The organism is Kitasatospora phosalacinea, assembly GCF_000717185.1.
GTDB classification, from domain to species: domain Bacteria; phylum Actinomycetota; class Actinomycetes; order Streptomycetales; family Streptomycetaceae; genus Kitasatospora; species Kitasatospora phosalacinea_A.
The window spans coordinates 1-1663 of record NZ_JNYE01000231.1; the positions used below are offsets into that span (position 1 = coordinate 1).

1 protein-coding gene and 3 pseudogenes are annotated in these 1663 nt (G+C 67.8%); 2 read left to right on the top strand and 2 right to left on the bottom strand.

The annotated features are described in order from the left end of the window. Window positions 1-103 precede the first annotated feature (103 nt). Window positions 104-568 (top strand): annotated as a pseudogene (locus OO57_RS42015) (IS5 family transposase); the annotation flags it as partial. Here OO57_RS42015 and OO57_RS37720 read toward each other — a convergent pair. Beyond that, window positions 560-943, bottom strand: a complete 384-nt coding sequence (locus OO57_RS37720; RefSeq protein ID WP_234337725.1) for a DUF6896 domain-containing protein — start codon at window positions 941-943, stop codon at window positions 560-562. The pseudogene OO57_RS42015 and the gene OO57_RS37720 overlap by 9 nt on opposite strands. Before the next feature lie 299 nt (window positions 944-1242). Between OO57_RS37720 and OO57_RS46610 the strand changes: the two are divergent. Further along, a pseudogene (locus tag OO57_RS46610) lies at window positions 1243-1500 on the top strand (transposase); the annotation flags it as partial. Between the two features lie 49 nt (window positions 1501-1549). Here OO57_RS46610 and OO57_RS46615 read toward each other — a convergent pair. Then, window positions 1550-1663: pseudogene (locus OO57_RS46615) on the bottom strand (IS630 family transposase); the annotation flags it as partial.

Below are 1663 nucleotides of genomic sequence, written 5' to 3' on the forward strand. Positions count from 1 at the left end.
TACAAGCGACGCACCGACCTCGATTGGGCCTGCTCCAACCAGCCTGCAGCCATCATCTGCCTGCGGAAGCTCCGAACCTCATTCTGAAACGATCAGTTAAAGGGGGGATCACGTCGGCCCCTCGCCCGTCGACCGCGCCCGCCCCGGCTCCAAGCACCACCTGATCGTCGACCGGCACGGAATCCCGCTCGCCGTCACGCTCACCGGCGGCAACCGGCACGACGTCACCCAGCTCCTGCCACTGCTGGACGCCGTCCCGCCGATCCGGGGACTGCGGGGACGCCCCCGCCGCAAGCCCCGGCGCCTGTACGCAGACCGGGGCTACGACTTCGACAAGTACCGCCGCCTGCTGTGGAAGCGCGGCATCAAGCCGTTGATCGCCCGGCGCGGCGTCGCCCATGGGTCCGGGTTGGGCAAGGTGCGCTGGGTGGTCGAGCGCGCCTTCGCCTGGCTGCACCAGTTCAAACGTCTCCGCACCCGCTACGAGCGACGCGCCGATCTCCACCAGGGCCTGCTCGAACTGGCTTGCAGTCTCATATGCCTCCGCCGCCTGCGAACTTCACCCTGAAGCGATCTCGGCTACGCTGAACCACCCCGGCCGCACCTCGGCCAGAAGCGGTTGCAGCGACCGCACCGCGGAGCGCAGGTCCTCATCGGTGACGTCAACTGTCACCGGCAGGCTCAGCCCGTACCGGCGTAGCCGCCAGAGGTCGAAGACCTCGCTCCGGTCGGCTGCGAAGTCCACATCGACCTCAGTGCCGTTGTCGCTGACGAAGCGGCAGCCTGCCCCATGAACCGTGTAGGAGTAGGCGCCGATGTGATCACTCCGGCTGATCCGGCGCGACCGGGCCAGACCGAGGAGATCTGCCAGTCGCTCAAGTGAGGGGATCGCCACCCTCATGGCCTCGTCAATCGCGTTCAGAGCATGGACGTAATCGAGCACGAGGTCTCGTGCAGCCCCAACCCGTTCCATCCGGCGTCCCCCTGAGCCCGTGGCTGAAAAGATTGTCCCATGTGCCGCCAGCATCTCCACACGACGGCATTCTGAAACGATCAGTTACTGACTTCGGCTCGTCAGGGTGAATCTGCGCGAAGTGCCTGACGGGTCTGAAGCGGTGGCTGTACCGGTGGTGTGTGAGATATGCGGATGGCGGCGGGCTGACCGCCGCGGGACGGCTGCGTCGGGAGTCGGTGCGGGTGCAGGCTGCCGAGTTGTTCGAGCAGGAGGTCAAGCCGGCGGAGGTGGCCCGGCGCCTGCGGGTGAGTGTGAAGTCCGCCTATCAGTGGCACCAGTTGTGGCGCGCCGGTGGCGTGCAGGCGCTGGCATCGCGTGGCCCGGCCGGGTCGCGGTGTCGCCTGTCGCCGCGCTGTCTGACCAAGCTCGCCGCGTATCTGGACGAGGGGCCGGCCGCGCACGGCTGGGTGGAGGACCAGGTCTGGACGGCCTCGCGGGTGGTCACGCTCATCGGGCGGAAGTTCCACGTCACCTACAGCGTCTCGGGCGCCACCAGGCTGATGCACCGCCTCGGCTTCAGCCCGCAGGTCCCCTCAGGTTGTCCCAGACCAGGACGATCGGGCCGTCGAGCTGGTTGTGCGCGGCGACGATCAGGTCGCGGTAGTCGGTCCAGGCGAAGCTCTTGCGGCCTTTGGCCCGACCCTGGCT